The organism is Brevundimonas fontaquae (assembly GCF_017086445.1).
GTDB lineage: Bacteria > Pseudomonadota > Alphaproteobacteria > Caulobacterales > Caulobacteraceae > Brevundimonas > Brevundimonas fontaquae.
The window spans coordinates 2,541,678-2,566,860 of the sequence record NZ_CP070968.1; the positions used below are offsets into that span (position 1 = coordinate 2,541,678).

At 66.3% G+C, this 25,183-nt stretch carries 26 protein-coding genes and 1 tRNA gene; 9 read left to right on the forward strand and 18 right to left on the reverse strand.

The window, feature by feature from the left end:
- The first annotated feature begins 68 nt into the window (after window positions 1–68).
- Window positions 69–144, forward strand: a tRNA-Thr gene (locus JX001_RS12390).
- Between the two features lie 21 nt (window positions 145–165).
- Window positions 166–792 carry a TetR/AcrR family transcriptional regulator gene (locus tag JX001_RS12395; RefSeq protein WP_205681240.1) on the forward strand — a complete coding sequence of 209 codons (627 nt, stop codon included), beginning with the start codon at window positions 166–168 and terminating at the stop codon, window positions 790–792.
- On the opposite strand, the gene JX001_RS12400 is transcribed toward JX001_RS12395, so the two are convergent.
- From JX001_RS12400 to JX001_RS12410, 3 genes are read right to left on the reverse strand one after another with little or no spacing between them, the layout of a single operon-like run.
- Window positions 789–1,553, reverse strand: coding sequence for a prepilin peptidase (locus tag JX001_RS12400; protein ID WP_205681241.1), 765 nt, complete (start codon window positions 1,551–1,553; stop codon window positions 789–791). The two genes, JX001_RS12395 and JX001_RS12400, sit on opposite strands and share 4 nt — an antisense overlap.
- Before the next feature lie 33 nt (window positions 1,554–1,586).
- Window positions 1,587–3,455, reverse strand: a complete 1,869-nt coding sequence (feoB, locus tag JX001_RS12405) for a ferrous iron transporter B (RefSeq protein ID WP_205681242.1) — start codon at window positions 3,453–3,455, stop codon at window positions 1,587–1,589.
- Window positions 3,455–3,721, reverse strand: a complete 267-nt coding sequence (locus JX001_RS12410; protein WP_205681243.1) for a FeoA family protein — start codon at window positions 3,719–3,721, stop codon at window positions 3,455–3,457. The genes feoB and JX001_RS12410 overlap by 1 nt, the downstream gene beginning before the upstream one ends.
- Window positions 3,722–3,874: 153 nt before the next feature.
- On the opposite strand from JX001_RS12410, the gene JX001_RS12415 reads away from it, so the two are divergent.
- Window positions 3,875–4,378 (forward strand): c-type cytochrome, encoded by a 504-nt coding sequence (locus JX001_RS12415; RefSeq protein ID WP_205681244.1) that lies wholly within the window; start codon window positions 3,875–3,877, stop codon window positions 4,376–4,378.
- 4 nt (window positions 4,379–4,382) lie between these two features.
- On the opposite strand, the gene JX001_RS12420 is transcribed toward JX001_RS12415, so the two are convergent.
- The 4 genes from JX001_RS12420 to JX001_RS12435 form a co-directional block, all read right to left on the reverse strand.
- Window positions 4,383–7,589, reverse strand: a complete 3,207-nt coding sequence (locus tag JX001_RS12420; RefSeq protein ID WP_205683180.1) for an efflux RND transporter permease subunit — start codon at window positions 7,587–7,589, stop codon at window positions 4,383–4,385.
- A complete protein-coding gene (locus JX001_RS12425) occupies window positions 7,589–8,692 on the reverse strand; it encodes an efflux RND transporter periplasmic adaptor subunit (protein WP_205681245.1) in 1,104 nt (367 codons plus the stop codon). Before JX001_RS12425 ends, JX001_RS12420 begins: the two co-directional genes overlap by 1 nt.
- A 112-nt stretch (window positions 8,693–8,804) precedes the next feature.
- Window positions 8,805–9,557, reverse strand: a complete 753-nt coding sequence (locus JX001_RS12430) for a hypothetical protein (protein WP_350354476.1) — start codon at window positions 9,555–9,557, stop codon at window positions 8,805–8,807.
- 17 nt (window positions 9,558–9,574) lie between these two features.
- Window positions 9,575–10,339 (reverse strand): class II aldolase/adducin family protein, encoded by a 765-nt coding sequence (locus JX001_RS12435; protein ID WP_055754843.1) that lies wholly within the window; start codon window positions 10,337–10,339, stop codon window positions 9,575–9,577.
- Between the two features lie 172 nt (window positions 10,340–10,511).
- Between JX001_RS12435 and JX001_RS12440 the strand changes: the two genes are divergently transcribed.
- The 3 genes from JX001_RS12440 to JX001_RS12450 all read left to right on the forward strand — a co-directional run bounded on the left by JX001_RS12440 (window position 10,512) and on the right by JX001_RS12450 (window position 13,000).
- Entirely contained in the window at window positions 10,512–11,636 is a 1,125-nt protein-coding gene (locus JX001_RS12440; protein ID WP_241004636.1) for a DUF2336 domain-containing protein, read from the forward strand.
- Between the two features lie 73 nt (window positions 11,637–11,709).
- The gene (locus tag JX001_RS12445) at window positions 11,710–12,462 is read left to right on the forward strand and encodes an NAD kinase (protein WP_241004637.1); all 753 of its coding nucleotides are present in this window, start codon (window positions 11,710–11,712) and stop codon (window positions 12,460–12,462) included.
- 61 nt (window positions 12,463–12,523) lie between these two features.
- Complete coding sequence (locus JX001_RS12450; protein ID WP_205681246.1) at window positions 12,524–13,000, forward strand: Hpt domain-containing protein; 477 nt, start codon at window positions 12,524–12,526, stop codon at window positions 12,998–13,000.
- A 52-nt stretch (window positions 13,001–13,052) separates the two neighbouring features.
- Here JX001_RS12450 and spbR read toward each other — a convergent pair whose 3' ends face one another.
- Together spbR and JX001_RS12460 are read right to left on the reverse strand one after the other, a co-directional pair.
- Complete coding sequence (gene spbR / locus JX001_RS12455; protein ID WP_205681247.1) at window positions 13,053–14,192, reverse strand: SpbR family protein; 1,140 nt, start codon at window positions 14,190–14,192, stop codon at window positions 13,053–13,055.
- An 88-nt stretch (window positions 14,193–14,280) separates the two neighbouring features.
- The gene (locus JX001_RS12460; protein ID WP_205681248.1) at window positions 14,281–15,078 is read right to left on the reverse strand and encodes a transglycosylase SLT domain-containing protein; all 798 of its coding nucleotides are present in this window, start codon (window positions 15,076–15,078) and stop codon (window positions 14,281–14,283) included.
- Window positions 15,079–15,244: 166 nt separating this feature from the next.
- Here JX001_RS12460 and JX001_RS12465 point away from each other — a divergent pair, with 166 nt between their 5' ends.
- Window positions 15,245–15,979 (forward strand): TonB family protein, encoded by a 735-nt coding sequence (locus tag JX001_RS12465; RefSeq protein WP_241004638.1) that lies wholly within the window; start codon window positions 15,245–15,247, stop codon window positions 15,977–15,979.
- On the opposite strand, the gene JX001_RS12470 is transcribed toward JX001_RS12465, so the two are convergent.
- Together JX001_RS12470 and JX001_RS12475 are read right to left on the reverse strand one after the other, a co-directional pair.
- Window positions 15,976–16,989, reverse strand: a complete 1,014-nt coding sequence (locus JX001_RS12470; protein WP_241004639.1) for an NAD(P)/FAD-dependent oxidoreductase — start codon at window positions 16,987–16,989, stop codon at window positions 15,976–15,978. The two genes, JX001_RS12465 and JX001_RS12470, sit on opposite strands and share 4 nt — an antisense overlap.
- Window positions 16,990–17,037: 48 nt before the next feature.
- Window positions 17,038–18,885: a phosphoenolpyruvate carboxykinase (GTP) gene (locus JX001_RS12475; RefSeq protein ID WP_205681249.1), complete on the reverse strand. Its 1,848-nt coding sequence runs from the start codon at window positions 18,883–18,885 to the stop codon at window positions 17,038–17,040.
- Window positions 18,886–19,081: 196 nt separating this feature from the next.
- Between JX001_RS12475 and JX001_RS12480 the strand changes: the two genes are divergently transcribed.
- Entirely contained in the window at window positions 19,082–19,717 is a 636-nt protein-coding gene (locus JX001_RS12480) for a DUF938 domain-containing protein (RefSeq protein WP_205681250.1), read from the forward strand.
- Here JX001_RS12480 and JX001_RS12485 read toward each other — a convergent pair whose 3' ends face one another.
- The gene (locus JX001_RS12485) at window positions 19,718–20,209 is read right to left on the reverse strand and encodes a hypothetical protein (protein ID WP_241004640.1); all 492 of its coding nucleotides are present in this window, start codon (window positions 20,207–20,209) and stop codon (window positions 19,718–19,720) included.
- 279 nt (window positions 20,210–20,488) lie between these two features.
- Between JX001_RS12485 and JX001_RS12490 the strand changes: the two genes are divergently transcribed.
- On the forward strand, window positions 20,489–21,268 hold the full coding sequence (locus JX001_RS12490) for a pseudouridine synthase (RefSeq protein ID WP_205681251.1): 780 nt from the start codon (window positions 20,489–20,491) through the stop codon (window positions 21,266–21,268).
- 9 nt (window positions 21,269–21,277) lie between these two features.
- Here the strand turns inward: JX001_RS12490 and JX001_RS12495 are convergent, their stop codons facing one another.
- From JX001_RS12495 to JX001_RS12520, 6 genes are read right to left on the reverse strand one after another with little or no spacing between them, the layout of a single operon-like run.
- On the reverse strand, window positions 21,278–22,042 hold the full coding sequence (locus tag JX001_RS12495) for an ATP12 family chaperone protein (RefSeq protein WP_205681252.1): 765 nt from the start codon (window positions 22,040–22,042) through the stop codon (window positions 21,278–21,280).
- A complete protein-coding gene (locus JX001_RS12500; protein WP_153924107.1) occupies window positions 22,039–23,064 on the reverse strand; it encodes an RluA family pseudouridine synthase in 1,026 nt (341 codons plus the stop codon). Before JX001_RS12500 ends, JX001_RS12495 begins: the two co-directional genes overlap by 4 nt.
- The gene (gene crcB / locus JX001_RS12505; RefSeq protein ID WP_205681253.1) at window positions 23,061–23,456 is read right to left on the reverse strand and encodes a fluoride efflux transporter CrcB; all 396 of its coding nucleotides are present in this window, start codon (window positions 23,454–23,456) and stop codon (window positions 23,061–23,063) included. Before crcB ends, JX001_RS12500 begins: the two co-directional genes overlap by 4 nt.
- A gap of 40 nt (window positions 23,457–23,496) precedes the next feature.
- Window positions 23,497–23,985: a CC0125/CC1285 family lipoprotein gene (locus JX001_RS12510; protein WP_205681254.1), complete on the reverse strand. Its 489-nt coding sequence runs from the start codon at window positions 23,983–23,985 to the stop codon at window positions 23,497–23,499.
- A gap of 49 nt (window positions 23,986–24,034) precedes the next feature.
- Window positions 24,035–24,388, reverse strand: a complete 354-nt coding sequence (locus tag JX001_RS12515) for a DUF1304 domain-containing protein (protein WP_205681255.1) — start codon at window positions 24,386–24,388, stop codon at window positions 24,035–24,037.
- A gap of 54 nt (window positions 24,389–24,442) precedes the next feature.
- On the reverse strand, window positions 24,443–25,168 hold the full coding sequence (locus JX001_RS12520) for an RluA family pseudouridine synthase (protein WP_205681256.1): 726 nt from the start codon (window positions 25,166–25,168) through the stop codon (window positions 24,443–24,445).
- Between the last annotated feature and the right edge of the window lie 15 nt (window positions 25,169–25,183).

Below are 25,183 nucleotides of genomic sequence, written 5' to 3' on the forward strand. Positions count from 1 at the left end.
GTTTGCGGCGCAGCATCGTCTTGCGTCGCAGCCACAGCCTAGACATAAGAGCGAGACCGCAAATGCGGGCCGGCTTAGCTCAGTTGGTAGAGCGCCAGTTTTGTAAACTGGATGTCGCGGGTTCGATTCCTGCAGCCGGCACCACGCTTTTCGACCATCGGGGACATGGCCGACACAACCAACAAGCTGGGCCACAAGATCGGTGCGCGAGGCGGTAGAACCCGCCAAGCGATCCTCGACGCGACCCAACGCCTGTTGAACGAGCGGCATTACGGTGAAATCCGCGTCGCCGATCTGGCCTCGGCCGCCGGTGTATCGCCTTCCAACTTCTACACCTATTTCAAGGCGGTCGAAGAACCTGTTCTGGCGTTGTGCGAGGTCGCCGCTGCGGATTTTCAGGGGCTGGCGGCGCATTTCCAGGCCGACTGGCCAGGCGACAAGGCCTTCGTCATCGCGCGCGCCTTCATTCTGGACGTGATGGCGATCTGGCGCAGCCACGGTCAGGTGCTGCGTGTCGAACACATGCTGGCGGACAATGGCGACGCAGCCTTCGTCGAAAGCCGGGTGCGCCGTTTGCGCCGACTACACCTGTCCATCGAACGCCGCGTGGCCCAGGCCCACGCCAGCGGCCTGCATCCAAAGGACTATAATCCGCGGCTGGCCTCCTATCAGATCGCCTCCATCGCCGAATCGACGGCGGCCAGTTTCGATCTGTTGCGGCGGGCCGATACGCCAGAGGCCATTCTGGATACGGCGGCCATCATCATTGTCAAACTGACGACGGGGCGTTAGACGCCCAGCGGCCCATACAGCCAGGTCAGCCAGATGCCGACGGCCAGGAAAACGCCGAACGGCAGCTTCTCCGATCCACTGACGCTGCGCCGGACCACCAGAATGCCGAAAACTAGGCTGAGCCCTACCGCGCAGGCCCACAGCAGCACGCTGGGCAGGCCCATCCAGCCGACCCAGGCCCCTGCCCCTGCGAACAGGAAGGGGTCGCCTCCCCCCAGTCCCTGGCGCTTGCGGACGAGCTGGTACAGCCAACCGACCAGCCAAAGTCCGCCAAAACCGACCGCCGAGCCAATCAGATGGGAAAAGCCGAGGCCCCAGTCCAGAATCAGCGCGACCGTGACGCCTGTAGAGATCAAGGGCAGGGTCAGACTGTCCGGCAGCCAGAAGTGTTCGCCGTCGATGATGGCGATCAGCAACAACTGCCAACCCAGAACGGCCGTGGCGGCGATTATGAATACTGAGGCGGCGCCTGTCGCGCCCCACACCCCGGCCCAGATGCCGACGCCGGCCGAAGCTAACTCGATCAGCGGATAACGCGGCGAAATCCGCGTGCGGCATCGCGCACACCGCCCGCGCAAGCCAAGCCAGCTGAAGACCGGCACAAGCTCCCAAGGGCGTAGTGTCTGATCGCAGCCCCGGCATCGCGAGCGGACGACGACGATGTCCTCGTCGCGCGGCAGGCGAACGCTGACGGCGGCGATGAAACTGCCGACGATCACGCCCAGCCCGCCCATGACGGCGGCGGCGAGTACAGGATTCATCAGGGCGTCTCGAAGGCGGCGAACCCTTCTGGCTTAGCCGCCTCCGAGCGCCACCGCCACATGATAGGTCGCGAAGGACGCCAGATAGGCCAGACCGAACATGTAGCCGATCATGATCCAGGTCCATTTCAGCGAGTTGGTCTCGCGCCGCACCACGCCCAGCGTCGCCACGCACTGGGGCGCGAAGATGTACCAGGCCAAGAAGGACAGGGCGGTCGCCAGCGACCAATGCGACGCCAGGGTCGAGGCCAGAAGCCCCGTCGCATTTTCGGCGTCTGCGATGGCGTAGGTCGTGCCCAGCGCCGCCACCGCGACCTCACGGGCCGCCATGCCGGGGATCAGGGCGATGACCATCTGCCAGTTGAAGCCGATGGGGGCGAAGATCGGCTCCAGCGCCCGGCCCAACATGCCGGCGAAGGAATAGTCGATGGCCGGCAGGGTCGCGTTTTCGGGCGGATAGGGGAAGGTCGCCAGCACCCAAAGGATGATCACGGCCGGCAGGATGATGCGGCCCGCGCGGGTCAGGAAGATCTTGGCCCGGAGCCACAGGTTGAAGCCGACGCTGCGCAGGTCCGGCGTCTTGTAGGCCGGTAGCTCCATCATGAAGGGCTCGACCGCGCCGCGCCAGAACACCTTGCGGATCAGCAGGGACACGATCAGGGCGCTGACGATGCCAGCGGCGTAGAGGCCGAACATCACAAGGCCCTGCAGGTTCGCGAAGCCCCAGACCGTCTCATTGGGAATGAAGGCGGCGATGATCAGCGTATAAACCGGGATGCGCGCCGAGCAGGTCATCAGCGGCGCGACCAGGATGGTGGTCAGGCGGTCACGCCGGGAATCGATCACCCGCGCCGCCATGACGCCGGGAATGGCGCAGGCGAAACTGGATAGCAGCGGGATGAAGGCCCGGCCGTGAAGCCCCGCCCCGCCCATGATCTTGTCCATCAGGAAGGCCGCGCGGGCCATATAGCCGAAATCTTCCAGCGCGATGATGAACAGGAACAGGATTAAAATCTGCGGCAGGAACACCAGCACGCTGCCCACACCGGAAATGACCCCGTCCACGACCAGGCTTTGCAGCAGGCCATCGGGAAGGACATTGGCGACCAAGCCGCCCAACCAGGCGATGCCGGCCTCGATGCCGTCCATCACTGGCGCGGCCCAGCTGAACACGGCTTGGAACATCACGAACAGCAGGGCGAACAGGATCAACAGTCCGCCGACTGGATGCAGCAGCACCGAATCGATCCTGCCGGTCAGGGTATCGGGCCGCTCAGGCGGGCGGACGCAGGCCTTCATGATCCGCTCGGCCTCGCGGGCGGCGGTTCGTAACTCGGCGGCGTCCGGACTGCGCCATTGGCTTTCGGTCACGGCGGCGACGGCGGCCTGGTCCTCAATCGCGGCGACCAGATCGTCGATCCCGCGCTTGCGCGTGGCCACGGTGGTGATGATCGGCACGCCCAGTTCGGCGCGCAGTCGCTCCAAATCGATGCGCAGGCCTTGGCGCTGGGCGATGTCATACATGTTCAACGCCAGAACCATCGGACGCCCGACGGCCTTCAGCTCCAGGATCAGGCGCAACACCAGGCGCAGATTGGTGGCGTCGGCGACGCAAACCACCACGTCCGGCGGCGTCTCACCCGCCAGACGCCCCAGAACGGCGTCGCGCGTGACTTCCTCGTCCGGGCTGCGGGCGCGCAGGGAATAGGTGCCCGGCAGGTCCAGCACCGACATCGTGCGGCCGGACGTGGCGCGGATCAGCCCCTCCTTCCGCTCCACCGTGACCCCGGCGTAGTTGGCCACCTTCTGGTGGGCGCCGGTCAGGGCGTTGAAGAGGGCCGTCTTGCCGCTGTTGGGATTGCCGACCAAGGCGACGCGGGCGGTCTTCAGAGCGACGTCCATCAGGCGACGTCCAGCTTGATTGTAAGGCTCTCGGCCTCATGCCGACGCAGAGCCACGCGCATGTCGTCCACCTTCATGGCGATGGGGTCGCGCCCGAACAGCCCTTCGTGCAGCAGTTCGATCTGTGCGCCCTCGACGAAGCCCAACTCCAGCAGGCGGCGCTCCAACTCCACGGTCTCGCCTTGGTGATGACAATGGGCGCCCACCTGGACGATGACGCCCCGATCGCCGCGTCGGGCCTGGCTCAGCTTTATGGTGTCGGTCAAAGTCTACGCTCGCACGGGCGAGGCCGCTCCCCAGCGGCTCCGCGTTTCTTTGACAGTGATTATCAGGTGCGAGGGGGCTCCGTCCAGCAGGACAGCTTGACCAATTGCCACGCCGATGCGTTGCGGTATCAAAAAGGCAAACAGGAAGCCGCCATGACACGCCACGCCCTCGTCGCCCCCCTTCTTCTGGCCCCGCTTTTGACCCTGGCCGCCTGTGGTCAGGGCGGGTCGTCCGCAACCACGCCTGCCGCGCCAGTTCACGTGCTGACGGATGCGGAAAAGGCGACCCTGTTGGCCTCCCTGCCCGCCCCCTACAATGCGGGCGATCTCGAGAACGGGCGTCGGGCGTTTGCGCGCTGTCGCGCCTGCCACACCATCGGCGAAGGCGGTCCAGACATGGCGGGGCCAAACCTGTACGGCGTGTTCGGCCGCAAGGCGGGAGATCGTCCGCGCTATAACTATTCCAACGCCATGCGCACGGCGAACTTCACCTGGGACGCCGAGAAGCTGGACCACTGGCTGGAAAACCCGCGCACCTTCCTGCCCGGCAACAAGATGACCTTCCCTGGTCTGCCCGACGCTACGGATCGCCGCGACGTCATCGCCTTCCTGAAGGTGGAGACGGGCTACAAGCCGGAGCCTGCGCCCGCCTCCTGATCCGTCAGGCCTCGGGCAGTTCCTTGGGGCCGCCTTCGCGCAGTTCCTGGGCTTCCCACTCCTCGATCTTGCGGGCGGTCCATTCCGGCGACTTGGTGAAGCGCGCCAGGACGCCATAGATCACCGGCACCACGAACAAGGTCAGGACGGTGGCGAAGATGGCGCCGGTGAAGATCACCACGCCGATCGTCTGACGGCTGCCGGCGCCTGCGCCTTGCCACAGCACCAGCGGCAGGGCGCCAAAGGCGGTTGCGATCGAGGTCATGATGATCGGACGCAGACGCAAGGACGACGACTCGATGATCGCCTCACGGATCGAGCGCCCCTGGTCGCGCAGCTGATTGGCGAACTCCACGATCAGAATGCCGTTCTTGGCCGCCACGCCGATCAGGATGATCAGGCCGATCTGGCTGTAGATGTTCAGGCTGGAGCCCGCCATCAGCAGGCCGAACAGACCGCCCGCCGCCGCCAGCGGCACCGTCAGCATGATGACCGCCGGAGTGATCCAGCTTTCGAACTGGGCCGCCAGAACCAGGAAGACCAGCAACAGCGCCAGACCGAAGGCCGCGAACACCGCCCCGCCCGCTTCCTGCTGATCGCGCGCCGCCCCGCCCCACTGAGTGACGACGGCCCCTTGCGGCTGCTTCGCCGCCTCGGCGTTCAGGAACTGAATCGCGTCGTCGATCGTGGTGCCGGGGTTAAGGTCTGCCTGGAGGGAGATCGCGCGCTGACGATCCAGGCGGCGACGGTCCGGCGTGTCGCCGCTGGTCTTGGTCGTGACCACGGACGACAGCGGCACCAGTTGGCCGCCCCCGGTCGCGACATACAGGGCTTCTAGGTCGGCGACCTCGCGACGATTGTCGCGCTCGGTCTGCAGGATGACATCATATTCTTGACCACCCTTGATGTAGGTCGTGGCGCGGCGAGAGCCAAACATGGTCTCCAGCGTGCGACCGATCGACTGGGATGAAACGCCCAGCGCGGCGGCTTTCTGCGGATCGACATCGACCAGCAGACGCGGTGAGTTCGGCTCATAGTTCAGGCGTGGACGCGAGAAGCCGGGATTGGCCTGGGCCGCAGCCAGCATAGGCTGGAGCCAGGCGTAGATCTGCTGATAGTCGCTGCCGGTCGCGATGAGCTCGATGGAGTTGGAGTTGCCGCCGCCGCGCTGGAAGGCGCCGGGCGTCGAAGCGTTGACCTGGGCGCCCGTCTGGCCGCGCAGCTTGCCGTTCAGTTCCTGAGCGATCTCGGCCGCCGAACGGTCGCGCTTGGACCAGTCGGCAAGCGTGAGGACCGCGTTGCCGGAGTTGAAACCGCTGCCGCCGAAGCCAGGCGCGGACACCAGATAGCTGTCGGCCTCGCCGCTGGTCTTGTATTCGGCCAGCAGAGGTTCCAGCCCCAGCATGATCTTGCGGGTGTAGTCGAAGCCCGCGCCTTCGGGCCCGGCAACGCGCACCGTGACCCGGCCGCGATCCTCATCCGGTACCAGTTCGTTGGGCAGGGTCAGGAAGATGCCGCCCGCCCCCGCTGCGACCAGCAGGATCAGGGCGCCGACGCCGATCACCGCGATGCGACGGCCCAACAGCATGTCCAGCGATCTGCCATAGGACGACTTCAGCCGATCCATGCCCCAGTCGACCTTGCGCGCCACCCAGCCGCCACCATGGGCGGGTCGCAGGATCTTGGAGGCCAGCATCGGCGACAGGCTGAGGGCCAGAAAGGCGGAGAAGGCCACGGCCGCCGCGATCGCTGCGGCCAGTTCGACGAACAGACGTCCGACATAGCCCGGCAGGAACAGCAGCGGCGCAAACACGGACAAGAGGACGATGGTGGTGGCCACGACCGCGAAGAAGACCTGGCGCGCGCCGCGTTCGGCGGCGACCAGAGGCGGCTCTCCCAGATCCAGCCGACGTTGGATGTTCTCAACCACCACGATGGCGTCATCGACCACCAGGCCGATGGCCAGCACCAGGGCCAGCAGGGTCAGAAGGTTCAGCGAAAAGCCCAGCGGGGCCAGGACGATGAAGGTCGCCAGCAGACAGATCGGCGCCACGATGGACGGAATCAGCGCGGCCCGCAGACTGCCAAGGAAGATGAAATTGACTAGAGCCACCAGCGCCATGGAGATGCCGATGGTAATCCAGACTTCGTCAATCGCGTGCGAGGTGAAGACCGAGTTGTCGGATCCGACCTCGATGGTCACGCCCGGCGGCAGGGTCGGCCGGATTTCCTCGATCATCTTGTGGACGCCGTCCGAGATGGCGAGGTCGTTCGACTGCGCCTGACGTGTCACGGCCAGGCCGATCTGATCCATGCCGTTGCCGCGGAACAGACGCCGGTCTTCTTCCGGCGCTTCCTCCACGCGTGCGATGTCGCCAAGGCGCGTCACATAAGTCGGCTGCCCCTGGATGATGGCTGAAGAGCCGCTGCCTGTCCCCGTGGCGACAGTCGCTGAGGCCGAGGCTGAGCCTCGCGTCCCGATGGGCAGTTGGCGGAAGTCTTCCGGCAGGGCGTAGGTACGCGCCACGCGGACGGTGTAATTCTTGTCCGTCGACTCCAGCGAGCCGGCGGGAAGCTCGACGTTCTGGCTCGTCAGGGCCGTCTCGACGTCGTTGACCGTCAGGCCCCGCGCCGCCATGGCGGCGGAATCCAGCCAGATGCGCATTGAGTAGCGCTGCTCGCCATAGATGTTGACCTGGGCCACGCCGGGCACCGTCGCCATCCGGTCGATCAGATAGCGGTCGGCGTAATCGGTCAGCTGAAGCCGGTTCATGCTGGTCGAGCGCAGGAAGACGATGATGATCGGCTGGCTGTCGGAATCGGCCTTGGCCACCTCGGGTGGATCTGCCTGATCGGGCAAACGCCCAACCACGCGGCTGACGCGGTCGCGCACGTCGTTGGCGGCGTCGTCGATATTGCGGTCCAGCGAGAACTCGATGTTTACGTTGGAGCGTCCGTCGCGGCTGGTCGAGTTGATGCGTTCGACACCCTGGATGCCGGCGATCTGCTGCTCCACCGGCTCGGTGATGCGGCTCTCGATCACCTCGGCCGATGCGCCGGCGTAGGTGGTGTTGACCGAGACGATCGGCGGATCGACGTCCGGCAGTTCACGCACGGGCAGAAAGAAGAAGGCCGCCGCGCCGATCACGCACAGCACGATGGCCGCGACGGCCGCGAAGACGGGCCGCCGGACCGAAACGTCGGACAGCATCATTTGGCGGCGCCCGACTTGCGACCCTGGCCGCCCACGCTGACCGGGGCGCCCGGCTGAATACGGTTCAGGCCCGATCCGACGATGCGGTCACCGACCTCGATGCCGGAAAGGATTTCGACGAAGCCGTTCTCGACGGCACCGGCTTCGACCTCCACCCGCTGCGCGGTGGAGCCGTTCTGGCCGGGCGCGATGCGATAGACGAAGGCGCCGGCGCCTTCGTATTGCACGGCCGACTCAGGCACGGCGGCGCTCTGACGCTGGCCCTGCTGCACCGCCACACGCATCAGCATGCCGGGACGGATGCGACCGCCGGGGTTGGGGAACTCCGCGCGCGCCGTCGCGGCGCGGGTCGTTTCGTTGACGCGCGTGTCGATCAGCGCGATCCGCCCCGTGAACGGCTCGTCGCCATAGGCGTCTGCCGTCGCGGTCAGCTGGGCGCCGGGACGCAGAAGGTTCAGATAGCGCTCAGGGAGGGGGAAATCGACGCGGATCGTCGAGGTGTCGTCCAGCGTCGTGATCACCGCGCCCGGGTTGATCAGCGTGCCGGGTGTCACCGTCGTCAGACCGACACGGCCGGAGAAGGGCGCCCGGATCACTCGGTCGCCCCGACGCGCCTGGGCCGCCTGCAACGACGCCCGCGCGGTTTCCAACCCGGTCTCGGCCTGTTCCAGCATGACCTGGGGCGCGACGCCCCGGTCGGCCAGGGCCTTGTAGCGATCGTATTCCCGCTGGGCCTGATTGACGTTGGCGCGAGCCTCGATAATGGCCGCGTCTTCTTCGCGCGCCTGAAGCTCCACCAGAGGCGCGCCGGCCGAGACGTACTGGCCGTCCGCGAACAGGACGCGGGTGATCAGTTCGGTGGTCGAAGAGGTGACGTTCACCGACCGCTCGCCGCGCGCCACGCCCAAAACGCGAATCTGATCCGAGAAGGGTCGCTGCGCCACGACGGCTTCGGACACCTGCTGCGCCCCCCGTCCGCGACCGCCCCCCGGCCCTGCCGCCTTCTTTTCATCTCCGGCGGAGACTTTGACGATAGCGGCGACGACCATCAGGGCAAGCAGGACGGCGGCGGCAACGAGGAAGAAGTGACGTTTGATCACGCGGGGGTCTCTCGGTCAGGGGGACGCCGCATGCATTACCGGGTAATGAAGTGCGCGCAATGTTACGTATCAGTAACGTGCCGGGTGACATTTTCCGTCGCGGAAATCTTCTCTAAAATCGTCTCCAGATCGCGAGAACCGGCCCCCGACTAATGGGAATCTCGCGCCCTGCGACGGTTTGCCTCCATCCGGCCTGCACGTTCCAAGCGCCGAAATCGCGCACGACCGAGGCTTCCAGCGACAACCAACGCGCGCCGCCGTCCGCCGCGCCGCCGAACGCCTGACCCAGCACCATCCAGTCATCGCCGATCCGGGCGCCCGCCGTCGCGTCGATGCGGGTCTCGTCCGGCAAGCCGTCGCGCAGTCGGCGCGCCGCCTGAACCTCGACGAAGGCGCCGTTCATTCCCCAGCGCTCGCCCATGTCGCCAAGGGAGCGGCCGACCGAAACTCGCGCCTCCCAATCATGATCGCCGACGCCCGGCTCGGCATAGCCGGCGTTGCGCCCCTCCCCGGCCTGTGTATAGCCGCTGTAAATGCTGACGGCGTTCCGGTCGTCGCGCCAGACCTGCCAAGTTGCGCCGATCTCGATGGGGCCGCGCCCGCTGTAATCGACGAAGGCGTCCTCGCCGTCCTGCCACTCCGACTTCAGCTGAAGCGTCAGCCGATCCGCCACGCCGTATTCGGCGAACACGCCCAATGTCGCGTCACGCCGCCTGCCAGGCAGATCACGTTCCTCGCCAGCAGCGTCGAAACCGGTGTCGGCGCTCAGCCGCTCGTATTTGACAATGGCCTGGCCCTTGCCCTTTGGCTGGGTCCAGGCGCCGGCGAGGGCTTGGGTCGGCGTCAGAGCCGCGAGGACCAGCACCCCCGCGACGAAGGGAATTAGGCGTCGTAGCCCGGCGACTTCCGATCCAGCTGTCGCAGAGCGCCCGGCCAGGCCAGCGAGGAGATGAAGCCGATGCCGCGCCCCTGCTCCTTGGTCTCGGCCTGCGCCTCGTCCGGCGCCAACAAGATGTGCTCGCGTCCGCCAGACAGCGCCGCAACCTGCTGCGCGCAGGCCCTCTCCAGGAAGAAGATGCCGATCCATGCCTGAGCCGCCGTTTCCCCGACCGCCAGCGTGCCGTGGTTTCGCAGCAGCATCAGCGGTTTGTCCCCCAGGTCGGCGACCAGACGTTCGCGCTCGTCGTGGTTCAGGGCCAACCCCTCATACCCATGATAAGCAACCTGATGCTGTAGTAAACACGCGTTCTGACTGACGGGGAGCAAACCTTCGGCCTGAGCGGCGACGCCCACGCCGTTCACTGTATGCAGATGGATGACGAACTTGGCGTCTTCGCGCGCGGCGTGGACGGCCGAGTGGATGGTGAAACCCGCCGGATTGATGAAATAGGGCGTGTCCTGGACGATGTTCCCCTCCAGATCGACCTTCACCAACGACGAGGCCGTGATCTCGTCGAAGTAGAAGCCGTAGGGATTGATCAGAAAATGATGCTCCGGCCCGGGCACGCGCGCCGAGATATGGGTGAAGATCATGTCGTCCCAACCGTTCAAGGCGACGAGCCGATAGAGGGCCGCCAGCTCGACACGGACCTGCCATTCGGCCTCGGACACGCGCGACTTGATCGAAGGACTGGTTCCGTCCGCCATGATTTCCTCCTGCCTCTGGATGGGCTTTTGCAAACCGTCACCCCGCGCGGTCGCGTCGTCAAGCCGACAAGGCCGCCGTTGACGTCACGTCACCCCCACGGCGGCCTTGCTTAACCCGGTCTTCATCACGCAAGCATATGGTTAAGCATCGTCGCCGGTTCGGGGAGCCGCCTTGTCTGTCGTTCAACTGGAGCCGCCCCGCGACGCCTGGGACGACCGGACTGTGTCTGAGCTTCTGGCGCTGGCCAGCAGCCGTTCGGCCGACGACCGTGAGCGCTTGCTGCTGAAGGTCACCTCGCTGTGTGAATCCAATCCGCCACCACCCAAGGTCGCGCCGCTGCTCAGCGACATCTTCCTTGCTCTGACAGCCCAGGCCGAGCGGGATATCCGTCTGGCCCTGTCCGAACGGATCGCGGGCGTCGACTGGGCCCCGCCTGCCCTGGTCAACGTGCTGGCGCTGGATGAGATCGAGATCGCCCGCCCGGTCATCACCTCCAGCCCGCTTCTTCAAAACGCCGACCTCATACGCCTGCTGATCGAGGCGACGCTGGAGCATCAGATCGCCGTCGCCCGGCGCCCGCAGCTGGCGCGGCCGGTCGTGGACACGATTGTCGATCGCGCCGAGCCCGTCACCATGACGGCGCTGGCGTCCAACCGCACGGCCGACATTGGCGAAGAGGCCATGCGCAAGCTGGTCGATCATTCGCGCCGCATCGCGGGCCTGAGGGCGCCGTTGACGCGTCACCCCAGGCTGAACGAACAACTGGCTCAGCAGCTTTATCAATGGGTCGGCCAGGCTCTGCGTCAGTCGATCGGCGAACGCTTCCGCATCGACGACGCCCAGTTGAATGCGGCGGTTCAGAACGCGGCGGCGAAGGCTGTCGGCAGCCCGGAGTGGCGCGCCATGTCCGCCCGGATGACCGAGGATCGCGCACGCATCGACGCGGAACGACGACTGGTGGAAAAACTTCAATCCGCCGGTCAACTGCGCCCCGGTCTGCTCGTCCGCGCGCTGCGGGAACAGCGTTTCGAACTGTTCGAACAAACCCTGGCGGCCCTGGGTGGCTTCAGCGAGGCTCAGGTGCATCACGCCATCCGCGCGCCGACCGCCGAGCCGCTTTACCTGGCCTGCATCGCCGTGGGCGTGGATAAGGCTGTCTTCGCCTCCCTCTTGGTCGAGGTGCGCAAACTTTCGGGCGGAATGCCTGCCGACGGCGGCTGGAAGGCGACGCCGATGAGCGCGCACGCCGCCTCTCGCGCCTTCCATCAGATGATGCACAAGCCCGCGACCGTTTGACTCTGCGCCCAAGCTCGGGCCACGTCGCCAAGTGACTCAGTCAAGCCCCTCTCCCCTGCCGTCGTCGCCCCGATTGGCCTTCGTCGCCAGCGACCGGCCCGAAGCCCAGGCGGCGCGCAAGGCCTTGATCGCCCGCTATGGCGCCGTGTCTGAAGACGAGGCCGATGTGATCGTCGCATTGGGCGGGGATGGACAGATGCTGGAAACCCTGCACGGCAACCTGCGGCAGCGCACGCCCGTGTACGGGATGAACCGGGGATCGGTCGGCTTTCTGATGAACGACTACGACGAAAACGGTCTGCTGGAGCGGATCGCGACGGCCGAAAGGACGGTCATCCACCCTCTGCAGATGGACGCCTGGACCGAAAGCGGCGAAGTCCACACCGGCCTAGCCATCAACGAGGTGTCGCTGCTGCGCCAGACGCGCCAGTCAGCCAAGCTGCGGATCACCGTCGATGAGCGCGTTCGACTGGAAGAACTGTCCTGCGACGGCTGCCTCGTGGCGACGCCTGCGGGATCGACCGCCTATAACCTGTCGGCGCACGGCCCGATCATCCCATTGGACGCCCGCATCCTGGCCCTGACGCCCATCAGCGCCTTCCGGCCCCGTCGCTGGCGCGGCGCCCTGTTGTCACACGGCGCCAAGGTGCGGTTCGAAGTTCTGGAGGCCGACAAACGCCCGGTCTCGGCCACCGCCGACAACTTCGAGGTCCGACGCGTCGCACGCGTCGAGGTGCGCGAGCGTCGTGACGTCACCCTGACCATGCTCTTCGATGCGGGCCGGTCGTTCGACGAGCGGGTGATGGCCGAACAGTTCGCGAACTGATCGGTCACGGCTTCTTAAGCCCGCTACCGTATCTTGGCGTGAACGTCCTATGGAGCCCGCCATGAGCAATCCGGCGCAGATCACCCCTCCGACCAACTCGCTGCGGCTCAAGGTCGGCGGCGGCTTCGGCATCAACGCCGACGCCATCGCCAAGGCTGAGGAGGCGCTGAAAGCCATGTCAGCCCAGTTCGGCCAGTGGCTGAACGACGAGATCGTCAAGCTCGACAAGGCTCAGACCGACATCCGTGAGCAGGGCTACACCCCCGTCACCGCAGAGGCTCTGTATTTCCGCGCTCATGATCTGAAGGGGTTGGGCACGACCTATGAATATCCGCTGGTGACGCGTATCGCCGGTTCGCTGTGCAAGATGCTGGACGACGCCGATCGCCGCATGACTGCGCCCATCGCCATCCTGGACGCCCATATCGACGCCATCCGCGCCGTCGTCCGCGACCAGATCAAGACTGACGAACATCCGACCGGCCGCGCCCTGGCCGAGACCCTGGAAGCGCGCGTCGCAGACCATCTCGCAGGCTGAAGTCCCTCCAGCCGTTTGCGAAAGGCCCGTCGTCTTGGCGGGCCTTTTTTTCTTAGGCTGCGTTGGCGGCGGTCAGGCTGAGCGACGGCGACTGATCCAGCCGCTCCATCAGATAAGCCAGATCGTCGCGCAGCACGGCCGGACGCTGGGTCAGGAACCGCTCCAGCATCTGATCGCGGAAATAAGCGCTCGACGTATCGATCCCCTCCGCCGCCAGCGCACGCCAGGTGTCGACGCCCGCGCGGAAGGCTTGGAACAGGCGCGGCGGCAAACCCGCGCGATCATAGATGGCCTTCAGCCCCAGCGGACCGGCGTCATGCACCATCAGCCAGGCGCGGTGATGCGGCGTGTTGGCCAGTTCGGCCAGCCCATATTCGAACATCGCCATCTGACCTCGCGCGAGTCCGCGCAGCAGCAGCGATGCGTTCAGGACGCGACGGGCGTTCAGCTGGGCCATGAAGGCCGCCAGATCGGCGCTGGCGCTGGCCTGATCGACCAGATCGACCGTCATCCGCTCACGAGAGTATTGGGCCAGACGGATCGCCGTTTCCGGCGCCACAGCGTGATGGCTGATCAAATGTTCGCGCACCGCCTCGCTGGCGAGTTGGATCAACCGTTCGGTCACATGCAGCGGCAGGACCTGGCGATAGGCTACGGCGGTCAGGACTTCAGCCGCTTCGGTGAAACGGTCCACGACGGTCGCCAGCGCGCCTTCGGACAGGTCGGCGTTGTCGTTCGCCGCCAAGGTGCGAACCGACTGCTCGCAGCCTTCGGCCGCCAGCACGGTCGCGACATCGCGCGACACCCGCGCCCGCCCCGCCACGGCGACCTGACGCACGACCGATCCGGCGCGCACGATCTCGATCAAATCCTCGTCGCTGAACGCCGGCGACGAGGCGATGATCGGCAGGGCGATGCTGTCCAGATCGCCGGCCAGTTTGCGCGCCACGTCATTGGGAATCAGATCGGACGCCTTCAGCGTCACGGCCATGGCGCGACGCACCAGTTCGGCGGCGTCATTGGCCAGAAGACGCAGGATTTTCTGCGCCGCCGCCCTGTCGTCCTCATTCAGTTCCGCGCGCTCCATGTTGCGGCACAGCTTGTGCGCCGCCTCGGCCCGCTCATCGTCGTCCGTCGCCTTGATCAGGCGTCGAATGTCCACTTCTGTCAGGCGGGCGCGGAAGGCGGTCATGGACGGCTCATGATGGAATCGGACGTTGATCCCAGAATGAGACTGCCATGCTTAACGGGCGGTTTACCATCGGTTGCAATGCAACGACTCAGGTCGATTCCTTGCCATTCGGCGAGAAAGCACCGCCGAACCCGCTGCTGGATGATCCGTCCTGGCCGAGCAGTAGCGCCAGCAGGCCTTGATCCTGCTTCAACCGATCCACACGGGCGGCCAGCATCTGGTCCCTGTCGCTCAGGTTCGGCACGGCGTATTTCGTCTCGCCGGCTCCTGCCGCAGGCGCGCCCTCGCCGGCCGTGCGCTGCAGATTGGCGTGGACCTCGGCGACGGTGGCGGCGCGTCCATTGCGATAAAAGATGCTGCGATTGGCCCGCGCGGCGTCCGGGAACAGCGCTACGGCGCTGCCGCCCGGATTACGATCCATCGCCTCCATCAAACCGGCGGCCCCAGCCGGCCCAAGGAAATGAGCCGCATACAGATCGCCCGCGCCCGGTTCCTTACCCGTGCGTCCGCGCAGATAGGCGGCGTTGGACGCCGTCAACTCAGCCGCCATGGTCGAGGCCGCATGGGGATCGAACCGCAGGTCCAGCACCACATTGCGCGCCGAACCCTCGACGCGCCAACGTCCGTCCGACCCGCGATGGATCAGATCGGCGTATTGGCCGTAGCCGTGCTGGGCCCCGTGCTGCTTGACCGTACCCAGCCAGGTCTGTTCGATGAATTGAAACAGGCCCGCGGCCGACGAGGTCGGGGCCTTGGCCGACGGGTTCATCGCGCTCTCGCGCCGCGCGGTCTTGACCAGGAAGTCATAGTCCACGCCTACGGCGTTCGACGCGCGCCGGATGGCCGCCTCTACTCCGCCTGTCGATGGAATCGCTCCGATACCCATGTGCGAAGGGTCGGCGAACGTAGTTAACCAACTCTTAATTCTTAACGGTCGCGTTAACGCCTCGACCTTCGTCGAACGGGAAAACTTCGCCGTAAAGCCGCCACAACCTGCGCGCTCAACTTCCAGTTACGGGCGCTGCGGGGGCGGTGAACGAGGGAGTGACGTTATGATGATCCGTGCTGCCGGTGGTCCCGGCTTGATCAGCCCGATCGACTTCGGGGAACGCAAGAAACCCATCCCGCGCTGGATGCTGGGCGCCATCGGCGTCTCAATCGTCCTGCACGTTGCGGCGGGGGTGGTGCTTTATAATCAACGGTTCGAGCTGAGCGGGCTGACGCCGCCCGAAAAGCCCGATGCCCCGATCGATATCGTCTTCCAAAGGCTGCCGGAGCCCAAGCCGCTTCCGCCCACGGTTACGGCCGCCCCGCCCACGCCAATCCATAAGCCGGCGCTGACCGTTCCTGTCGATGTGCCGACAATAGCACTCACCCCGCCAGAGAATCCGACGAATACGGCGCCGCCAGGACAAGTGATCGTCAGCACCGCGCCCACCGGCGTCGAAGGCGGCACGGCGACGGTCGAGACGCCGCCTCGCCCGCCCTCGGTGATCAACAATCCGACCTGGTCCAGCCGCCCGTCGGCGGCCCAGATGGCGCGGGCCTATCCAAGCCGCGCCGCAGAGAACGGCACGCCAGGTTCCGCCAGCCTCAGCTGCGTGGTGCGGGTCGATGGCGGTCTGACCGGCTGTCGCGTCGTGGGCGAAACGCCCAGCGGCCAAGGCTTCGGCCGCGCCGCGCAGAGCCTGACGCGCGACTTCCGCATGAACCCGCGCACCGTGGACGGCCGGCCTGTCGACGGCGCGACCGTCAACTTCACCGTCCGTTTCGCGATGGAGGGCTAGAAACGACCAGGGTCGAGGGCGCGGGCGTGCGGCGACGCCGTCCGCCCCTCTATCGCATCGGCGACCACGGCGCCGACCAAGGGCCCCAGCAACCAGCCGTTTCGACGCGGCGCCAAGGCCATAAACAGACCCTCTTCACCGGGCGCCGAGCCCGCGACCGGCAGGCCGTCCGCCGTCGCGCCCCGAATGCCAACGCGCCATTCGATCGCCAGCGGTTCAGGCGACCGCCCCAGCGCTGCCCACGCCGCCTGGGTCAGGCGTTCGGACGCCTCGGCATCCGGCGCCGTATCCCGCCGCCCCGGCTCCATCGTCGCTCCGATGACCGCGCCAGACGCCATTGGCGCGACATAGCCGCCCGGCCCGCGCACGACATGATCGACCAGATGTCCGGCTGCGACACCAATCTGTCCCCGGATCGGCTGGATCGCCTCGACCAAACGGCGCGCGGTCTCGGGCAGACCCGCTATGGCGTCACCGGCGCCGGTGGCCAGCACGACCGCCTCCGCATCCAGCCACTGATCGCCGATTTCGAGTCGCCAGCCGTCATCGGCGCGGGCGATCGTCGTCACCGTCCCCGCTACGACAGCCTCGCCCAGCGCCTGCCTTAGCGCGACCAAAGCCTGTGTTGGCTCGACCTGATAATCGTCATCTGTCGTGACGCTGGCGCCATCGCGCCGCGCGTCGAAGCCCAGCGCGCGCAACCGCGTCTCCATCGCCTGCACATCGCCGCCTCGCCACTCAGCTGGTCGATGCGCCAGAGCGATGCCGGCCGCCGTCGCGAACTGGAGCCACAGGTCACGGCCCGCCCGAAACAGTTGGGCGCGCTCCGGCGATACGTCATCGATAGCTGATTCCATCGCCGGGGCGATCATCCCCGCAGCGAACAGGGAGGCGTTCACCTCGCCCGGATCGACCACCAACACCGCCCGGCCGCGCCGATGCAGCTCGAACGCCGTGCAAAGCCCCAGCACGCCGGCGCCGACGATCACAATGGGAGAGGAAGACGTCACGAGCCGTCTGATCGACCCGTGACGCCCCTATTGCAAGATGGCTTCCGCCTATTCGGCCGCCATCGAGGCCGCGCCGGCGTCGTCAAGACGCGCGACCAGGGCCGCGTGCTGGTTCCACAGGGCGGTCGGCAATCGATCGCCGAACTGGCGATAGAAGTCGGGGATCAGCGCCGCCTCTTCGGCCCAGACGCCTGCATCAACGTCCAGCAGGGTCGCCAATTGCGTCGGCGTCAGGTCCAGGCCTGACAGGTCCAAGGCCGTGACCGAAGGCACGCGCCCAACCGCCGTATCGACCGCCTCGGCCTCGCCGTCGATCCGCTCGCTGATCCACTTCAACACGCGCGCATTGTCACCGAAACCGGGCCAGACGAAGCGGCCATCCTGATCCTTCCTGAACCAGTTGACGAAGAAGATGCGCGGCAGTTTCGAGGCGTCTCGCCCCTGGCCCATCTTCAGCCAGTGGTCGAAATAGTCGCCCATGTTGTAGCCGCAGAACGGCAGCATGGCGAAGGGATCGCGGCGCAGTTCGCCCACCTTGTTCTCGGCCGCTGCGGTGCCTTCGGACGCGACTGTCGAGCCCATGAAGACGCCGTGCTCCCAATCGAAGGCTTCGGTCACCAGCGGCACGGCGCTGGCCCGACGACCGCCGAACAGAATGGCGTCGATCGGCACGCCCTTGGGATCTTCCCACTCCGGCGCGATGGCGGGGCACTGGCTGGCGGGCGCCGCGAAACGGGCGTTGGGGTGGGCGGCGGGTTCGCCGGACGCGGGATCGTGCGGACGTCCCTTCCAGTCGGTCAGGCCTTCGGGCGTCTCCTTGGTCAGCCCCTCCCACCAGACGTCGCCATCGTTGGTCAGGGCGGTGTTGGTGAAGATGGTGTTGGAGGCCAGGGTCTCCAGTGCATTGTGGTTGGTGTTACGGCTGGTGCCCGGCGCGACGCCGAAGAAGCCGGCCTCGGGATTGACCGCATACAGTCGCCCGTCGTCGCCGAACCGCATCCAGGCGATGTCGTCGCCGATGGTCTCGGCCTTCCAGCCCGGCAGGCTGGGCTGCAGCATGGCCAGGTTCGTCTTGCCGCACGCGCTGGGGAAGGCGGCAGCGACGTATTTCGCTCGGCCCTTCGGATCCGTCAGCTTCAGGATCAGCATGTGCTCGGCCAGCCATCCCTCATCACGAGCCATGATCGAGGCGATGCGCAGGGCGTAGCATTTCTTGCCCAACAGGGCGTTGCCGCCATAGCCCGAGCCATAGGACCAAATCTCCCGCGTCTCGGGGAAATGCACGATCCATTTGTCGTCGTTGCAGGGCCAGGCCACGTCCGCCTGACCATCGGCCAGCGGCGCGCCCAGCGTATGGACGGCCGGCACGAAGACGCCCTTGTCGCCCAACTGATCCAGCGCCGGCTTACCCATCCGGGTCATCACCCCCATAGACAGGGCGACATAGCCGCTGTCGGTGATCTCGACGCCCAGGGCGCTGATCTCCGACCCCAGCGGGCCCATGCAGAACGGGACGACATACATCGTCCGCCCAGCCATGCAGCCGTCGAACAGACCATCCAGACGTTCGCGCATCTCGATCGGATCGGCCCAGTTGTTGGTCGGACCGGCGTCAGCCTGGTCGTCCGAGCAGATAAAGGTACGGCTCTCGACGCGCGCGACGTCGCGAGGATCGGAAGCGGCGTAGTAGCAGCCCGGCCGCTTGGTCTGATCCAGCGCCTTCAGCGTGCCCTTGGCCAGCAGATCGGCGGTGATGGCCTCTTTCTCGGCCTCGGAGCCGTCGCACCAATGGACCTTGGCGGGCTTGGTCAGGGCGGCAATCTGCTCGACCCAAGCGATCAACCCGGCATGGGCGGTGGGCGCCGGGCGCAATCCGGGCGTAGTGAGAATGGACAAGGGCGTCTCCTGAGCGAAAAGGTCCGACGATCTGACGCCGTCGTGGCCTTCAGCGCGTGACGATCACGCACTGTTACAAGCGAATTGCGCCGGGCCTGGGCGATCGTCAAGTTGCGCAAAAAATGCACAAGCAACCGGGCTTTCGCGGTGAGAAATCGCAGATGTGTTCGTCGCGTTTCGGCGATACTTAGGAGGAATGAACAGCCTGGATTCCATCACCGTCTTGCCGGATGGCGCACTGACATCGCCCGCTGCGAGGCGCAATGCCGAGGCGATTCTTAGCGTGCTCCGCGCCCATCTGTCCGCGCGTGGATCGGTGCTCGAGATCGCGTCCGGATCGGGCGAACATGCCGCCGCCTTCGCCGCCGCCCTGTCTGATCTGGACTGGACGCCCAGCGACCCCAGCGATCAGGCCCGCGAAAGCAACGCCGCCTGGAGCCGCCAGCTCGCCCTGTCGAACCTGAAGCCGCCGTTGGCCATCGACGCCGGCGATCCCACGACATGGCCGACCGGCACGTTTGACGCCCTGTATTGTGCGAACATGACGCACATAAGCCCCTGGTCGGCGACCGAGGGGCTGATGGATCTGGCCGGTCGGGTCTTGCGACGGCCTGGCGGCCTGCTGGCGCTTTACGGCCCCTACCGCGAGGCCGAGGTTCCGCTGGCGGAGTCCAACGCGGCCTTCGACGTCAGTCTGAAGGCGCGAAACGTGCAATGGAGTTTGCGTGATCGCGAAGCGGTCGAGGCCCTGGCCCGCTCGCATGGCCTTGCGGCCACGCTGCGGGTTCAGATGCCGGCGAACAACCTCATCCTGCTGTTCCGCGCCGTCTGATCAGACGATCGCGCCGACCAGCTTGGACAGTTCGGCCCGCTCGTTCAGCAGCGTCACCCCCCCGTCCTTGAACACCGCGCCCTCGGCCTGGGCCGACACGCCGAAGCTCTCGGCCGCCAGCGTGACGCCGTCGGCGAAGGCGATGACCGTCAGGCCGTTGGCGCGCGCCAGGTCGATCAACGACCGCACGGCCGCCAACGACGCCTCGTCCGTCGAACCGCCCGGGACGACTAAACCCTTAAGGCGACCTTCGACGATGTCCTTGGCCGTTGCGGTGGCCAGCACGGTCACGCCGCCGGCGATCAAACTGGCGTCGCCCGTCGAGATCGGGGCCAGGCCCACGCCCTCGGCCCGCAACGCGCCTTCCACGTCGCCCAACTCGCCAAACGCCATGTCACGCCGCATCACCAGCCCCATGCGCAGACGGGTGGGAACGGGACGGTTGTAACCGGTGCGACGGGGGCCTGCGGAAGATTTGTTTTGAGCGAACAAGACGTCTCCTTGAAATGTTTCAATACTGATCCAGATCCGACAAGCGATGCTGTCGAACCACCCACGCCGATGACCAGAAAAAAGAAAATCGACGGGTCCGACGCGTGTCGTCCCGCACTCTGGATCATTTGTGGAATGCCGTCAGATATAGTGATGATCCCGTCTGGATCAACCTGCTAGTTCGAATAGACTGGCCTTACTGATCCTGAAAACGGCGACCCGCTTGCTCGCGATCCCGCCCGGCTCTAGACAGCCGCATCGACTGGACGACGAAATCGCATGGCCTTCACCCGCACCTATGATGGCGACGAACCCGTTCGCGTGAACAAGTGGCTGGGCCAGACCGGCGTCTGTTCGCGGCGCGAGGCCGATACCCTGATCGCCAACGGTCTGGTCTCCATCGATGGCGAGACGATCAGCGACGCCGGCCGAAAGATTCAACCGGGCGAAACCCTGACCCTGAACGACACCGCCCAGGCGGCCTTGGCGACGGGCATGACCCTGGTGCTGCACAAGCCAGTCGGTTACGTCTCGGGCCAGCCAGATCCCGGCAAGATCCCGGCCGTGCGACTGCTGAAGACGCCCAATCGTATCGGCGAGGGCGAGACGCCTGCGCGAGACGCCTCCCTGCCCCCCATCGGCCGGCTGGACGAGGATTCGCGCGGCCTATTGCTTCTGTCGTCGGACGGCGTCGTCGCCAAGGCGGTGATCGGCCCTGCGTCGGAACTGGACAAGGAATATGTGGTCGTCGTCGAGGGCCAGATCACCGAAGGCAAGCTGAGCAAGCTGCGCCACGGCCTGTCGCTGAACGACAAGCCGCTAAAGCCCGCCCGCGTCACCCAGATCGAGCCGCAACGCCTTCGCTTCGTCCTGACCGAGGGCAAGTATCGCCAGATCCGCCGCATGTGCGAACTGGTCGGGCTGGAGGTCGTGGATCTCTATCGCATCCGCATCGGCCCGCTGGAACTGGGCGACCTGCCCGAGGGTCGCTGGCGCCACCTGACCGATCAGGAACGCGCGATGCTGATCTCGGCCTCTACGACGCCTGCAGCGTCCTAATCGAGCGCCCTAACCGAGCGCTCTGAACCACCGGTCCAGCAGTTGGACCTCCGCGCGGCGCGCCTCGGTACGCTCGGCGGCCTCCGCGTCCACGCCCCACTGCTCTTCCTGGAACAGCTCGTCGATCCGCGACAGGTCGAACGCCGCCCCGCCACCCAACGCGCCCTGTTCCACCGCCAAAGCCAATACGGCCGACCCCAGCAGCGGCACAGCCGTCGCCAGTCCGGTCAGGCGGAAGTCGTCCAGCGACAGGGCGTGCGCCTTGACCCGCGCGATGGCGTGAGGCGACTGCGGCCGATGCACGATGCCTTCAACCGGTTCCAGCGCAACACCCATCTCGCGCGCGGCCCAATCGCGCCAAGGCCCCCACTGCCGCGCCTGCCGTTCAACCAGCGGCGTCGGATGCTCAGCCAGGTAGCAGACCACATCCGATCCAGCATAGGCGGCGATCTCGTCCGCCACCGCATCGCGCGCCTGGCCAATCCGGTCGATCGCGGTCGAGGCCAATCGCGTCGCCGGCATGGTCGACGGATCTAAAAGCTTCCCCTGCGCCGCCCATTCGTCGGCGACCAACTGCGCCGCAGCCTGCGTCGGCAGGACCAACGCAGCCTTGTCCGGCGTCTTCGGCGTGCGCCCATCCAACAGCACGGCCCAGCCCCCGTCCGCATGCGGCCCCACCGTCGCTTCGGTCCAGAAACGGGAGATGCGGTCCTCTGTCTCGCGGAACCCTTTGCGAGCGGCGACCATGGGGTCGAGCGCCGGGATATGGCTCATCGGAGTCTCTTCACACCCAGGAAGGGATCGTCTTCGGCTTCGTCTTCGGAGAAGCCGAAGTGGGCGAAGCCGGCCTTCATCTCGGGGCTCAAGGGGGCGGTGACCTTGAGAACGCCGCCGCGCGGGTGGTCCAGTTCGATGCTGCGAGCGTGCAGTTGCAGCTTCAGGGGGCCCGACAGTTCGCGCGATTTCTCGTCGCCGTATTTCGGATCGCCCAGGATGGGATGGCCGATCCCCGCCATATGGGCGCGCAACTGGTGCGTCCGTCCGGTGAAGGGGCGCAGGGCCATCCATGAGGCCCGGTGCGAGGCGCGGCTGATGGTGCTGAAGGCCGTCTCGGCCGGTTCGGCGCGCGGGTCCTTGCGCTCGGCCGGACGCATCATCTCGAAGTCGTTGATGCCGGTCTTCTTCAGCGGCATGTCGATCTGGCCCGAATAGGGTTTCGGGTTGCCGATGACGATGGCCCAATAGGTCTTCTTGGCCTGCCGCCGCGCAAAAGCGCCCGCCAGTCGCTTGGCCGCCTCCGGCCCCTTGCCCAGCAACAGGACACCCGAGGTGTCGCGGTCCAGCCGATGGACCAAACGCGGACGCTCCAATCCTTCGCCCCAGGCCGACAGCAGACGGTCGACGTGGCGGCTGGTCTTGGTCCCGCCCTGCACCGCCAGGCCATGCGGCTTGTTCAAGGCGATGACCATGTCGTCTTCGTACAGAACCAGCGACTTGGCGAAGGCGATGTCGCGCTCGGACAGGGTGTGCGCGTCGCCCGCCTGGCGAGAGGTGTCGTCGGGGATCGGCGGCACGCGCACGGCGGCGCCGGCGGTCAGCCGACCTTCGGGTTTGATGCGGGCGCCGTCCACGCGGATCTGGCCGCTACGGGCCATCTTCTGCACCTGGATGTTAGACAGATGCGGCCAACGCCGACGGAACCAGCGGTCCAGCCGGATGCCGTCCTCGTCCTCGGCGACATAGATCGTCAGGACTTCGCGCTTTGGCGCGTCGGCTGCGGGCGGCTGATCAGTCAAGCGGGAACTCCAAAGGCGCGGCGGGCGACCATCAGGCCGACGAACAGGGCCGCGATGGCCAGAACCACCGAGCCGAGCACATAGGCGGCGGCCAGGCCGATCTGGCGGCGCTCGATCATCTGTACCGCTTCCAGCGAATAGGACGAAAAGGTCGTGAACCCGCCAAGCACGCCCACGGCGGCGAACAGGCGCACCATCTCCTGCTGCGCCCCGCCCCTGAACGCCAGCCAGCCGACGAGCAGACCCATCAGCAGACCGCCGGCGACATTGGCGGCGAAAGTGCCCACGGGCCAGCCGGCATTGGGCGCAAACCGCCCGGCGGCGAGGCCCAGGCCATAGCGGGCCATGGAGCCGATGGCCCCACCTGCCGCAACGAGAAGAAAACGTGTCATCGTGCGGCGATATATACGCCGCCCGCACCGAAAGCGATGGTCAGCGCGGGATGGAGCTCTGCACCGAACGTGCGTCATAGGCGTTCGAACGATCGGGCTTCTGGCCGCGCCCCAGAACGACCTCCAGCGTGGTCGAGGTCGGCTGTGGTCCGCTGAAGTTCAGACCGACGCCCACGCCGACACCCGAGGCGGAATAGCCGCCATATCGGCTACTGCCGCCGCCGATCGAGACGCTTGGGCTGACGCCGCCCGCGCCCCCCGGCCGACCATCGGTCCAGCTCTGCGTGACCTCGAACCAGTCATAGCCCTGTTCGGTGGTCAGGTCGGCGGCGCGCACCAAGGCCCAATCAGCGACACGTCCAGCCGCGCCGACGCCGTTGTAGGTGACACGATAGCGGTTGGATTCGATGCGCTGCTCGGAATACCCCTGCCCGTTCGGCCCCATCTGAGCGCCATAGGGCGCCAGGCTGGCGCAGGCGGTCAGGGCCAGGGCGGACAAGCCGGTCAGGGCGAGGGCAAAACACTTCATCAGAGGTATCCTTTCCGTGACATAGCGCCGAACCCGGCACGGCGTTCCGTCAGAGGCCGAGGAGCAAGGCGGCCAGCGCCAGAGCCGCCGGCACAGCCTGGATCAGCAGAATCTTGCGGCTGACGGTCGCCGCTCCATACAGGCCCGCGACGATGACGCAGCCCAGGAAGAAGATCTTGATCTGAAACCCGGCCTCGCCGAGCCAAAGGCCCCACGCCAGGCCAGCGACCAGAAACCCGTTGTAGAGGCCCTGATTGGCGGCCAGCACCTTGGTCTCTTCGGCCTTCTCGGCACTCATGCCAAAGGCCTGCCGGCCGCGCGGCTTGGTCCACAGCACCATTTCCAGGACGACAATGTAGGCGTGGATCAGGGCGACGACGCCGATCAGGATGGTGGCGATCATGGGGCCTCTCCAGTTTCCAATGCCAGTCGATCACGCTTGGAGTAGGCCCGCAACCTATAAGCCCAGCGCAGTCCTCAGCGTCGCGAAATCCTCGGGCGGCGGCGCCTCGACCGTCGTCGTCCCACCCTCAGGATGCGGAAAGCTCAGTTTGGCGGCATGGAGCATCAGACGGGGCGCCGGCCCGACCGGTGTGGTCAAAGCGCCCCCGTATCGCACGTCCCCGATCAACGGCCGGCCGATATGGGCCATATGCACCCTCAACTGATGCATCCGCCCGGTCAGCGGCTCCAGCTCGACAACGGCCCCTTCCGGTCCCGCGGCCAAGGTCCGATAGCGGCTCTGCGACCCTTGCGCGCCCGGCGCGTCAAAGGCCACGACCCGCATATAGCTCTCGCGCCCGATCTCCTCGCGACGCAGAGGGGCGTCGATGGTCGCCGCCTTGGGCTCAGGCGCGGCCGACAGCAGGGCCAGATACTGTTTCCTGAACCGTCGCATCTGCAACGCCTTGCCAAGAAAGCTCGCCGCCGGCTTGGTCTTGGCCGCCAGGATCACGCCGGAGGTGTCGCGATCCAGCCGATGCACCAGTTCCGGCCGCTTGCCGTTCGACCGCGCGAACGCCCACAACAGGTCGTCCAGCGTATGCGCCTTTATCCGCCCCCCCTGGCTGGACAGGCCGCTGGGCTTGGAAAAGGCGATGACGTGCGCATCCTCGTGAATGACCCACGAACGGACGGCGGCGATTTCATCTTCGGACAGGGCGACGGGCTGGCGGTCGGTCATCCGGGGCTTCTAGAG

Excerpts from the sequence above, each read along its gene's own strand:
- JX001_RS12460 (WP_205681248.1), bottom strand. The coding sequence starts at position 15,078 with ATGGGTATCGGAGCGATTCCATCGACAGGCGGAGTAGAGGCGGCCATC.
- spbR (WP_205681247.1), bottom strand. The coding sequence starts at position 14,192 with ATGACCGCCTTCCGCGCCCGCCTGACAGAAGTGGACATTCGACGCCTG.
- JX001_RS12490 (WP_205681251.1), top strand. The coding sequence starts at position 20,489 with ATGGCCTTCACCCGCACCTATGATGGCGACGAACCCGTTCGCGTGAAC.
- feoB (WP_205681242.1), bottom strand. The coding sequence starts at position 3,455 with ATGGACGTCGCTCTGAAGACCGCCCGCGTCGCCTTGGTCGGCAATCCC.
- JX001_RS12415 (WP_205681244.1), top strand. The coding sequence starts at position 3,875 with ATGACACGCCACGCCCTCGTCGCCCCCCTTCTTCTGGCCCCGCTTTTG.
- JX001_RS12515 (WP_205681255.1), bottom strand. The coding sequence starts at position 24,388 with ATGATCGCCACCATCCTGATCGGCGTCGTCGCCCTGATCCACGCCTAC.
- JX001_RS12510 (WP_205681254.1), bottom strand. The coding sequence starts at position 23,985 with ATGAAGTGTTTTGCCCTCGCCCTGACCGGCTTGTCCGCCCTGGCCCTG.
- JX001_RS12395 (WP_205681240.1), top strand. The coding sequence starts at position 166 with ATGGCCGACACAACCAACAAGCTGGGCCACAAGATCGGTGCGCGAGGC.
- JX001_RS12400 (WP_205681241.1), bottom strand. The coding sequence starts at position 1,553 with ATGAATCCTGTACTCGCCGCCGCCGTCATGGGCGGGCTGGGCGTGATC.
- JX001_RS12450 (WP_205681246.1), top strand. The coding sequence starts at position 12,524 with ATGAGCAATCCGGCGCAGATCACCCCTCCGACCAACTCGCTGCGGCTC.
- JX001_RS12420 (WP_205683180.1), bottom strand. The coding sequence starts at position 7,589 with ATGCTGTCCGACGTTTCGGTCCGGCGGCCCGTCTTCGCGGCCGTCGCG.
- JX001_RS12495 (WP_205681252.1), bottom strand. The coding sequence starts at position 22,042 with ATGAGCCATATCCCGGCGCTCGACCCCATGGTCGCCGCTCGCAAAGGG.
- crcB (WP_205681253.1), bottom strand. The coding sequence starts at position 23,456 with ATGACACGTTTTCTTCTCGTTGCGGCAGGTGGGGCCATCGGCTCCATG.
- JX001_RS12435 (WP_055754843.1), bottom strand. The coding sequence starts at position 10,339 with ATGGCGGACGGAACCAGTCCTTCGATCAAGTCGCGCGTGTCCGAGGCC.
- JX001_RS12520 (WP_205681256.1), bottom strand. The coding sequence starts at position 25,168 with ATGACCGACCGCCAGCCCGTCGCCCTGTCCGAAGATGAAATCGCCGCC.
- JX001_RS12480 (WP_205681250.1), top strand. The coding sequence starts at position 19,082 with ATGAACAGCCTGGATTCCATCACCGTCTTGCCGGATGGCGCACTGACA.
- JX001_RS12465 (WP_241004638.1), top strand. The coding sequence starts at position 15,245 with ATGATGATCCGTGCTGCCGGTGGTCCCGGCTTGATCAGCCCGATCGAC.